Source organism: Methylobacterium sp. CCH7-A2 (genome assembly GCF_001557075.1).
Classification (GTDB): domain Bacteria; phylum Pseudomonadota; class Alphaproteobacteria; order Rhizobiales; family Beijerinckiaceae; genus Allobosea; species Allobosea massiliensis.
The window spans coordinates 1-288 of sequence record NZ_LSKN01000058.1 but is presented as its reverse complement, the minus strand read 5'-3'; the positions used below and the strand labels follow the sequence as shown (position 1 = coordinate 288).

The window sequence follows — 288 nt, the reverse complement described above, 5'->3', positions numbered from 1 at the left end:
CCAGCTGCCATGGCGAATTCGGCCAGGGCAATGGCCGCTGGCCGGTGCTGGCGGGCGGGCAGGGCACGCTCAAGGCCGACAGGCCGGAGAAGACGATCGGCTCGTTCTGGCCGGATCTTTCGACGGTCTATGACTACATCCACCGGGCCATGCCCTTCGGCAACGCCCAGTCGCTGAGCGCCGACGACACTTACGCGCTCACCGCCTACCTCCTCTTTCTCAACGACATCGTAAAGGACGAGGACTTCGAATTGTCGGACAAGAACTTCACATCGGTGAAGCTGCCCA

The 288-nt window shown here is 62.5% G+C and carries 1 protein-coding gene; it reads left to right on the top strand.

The genetic code is table 11. The annotated features are described in order from the left end of the window. The coding region (locus AX750_RS03995) for a cytochrome c (RefSeq protein WP_245282301.1) at positions 1–288 on the top strand (288 nt) is incomplete at both ends.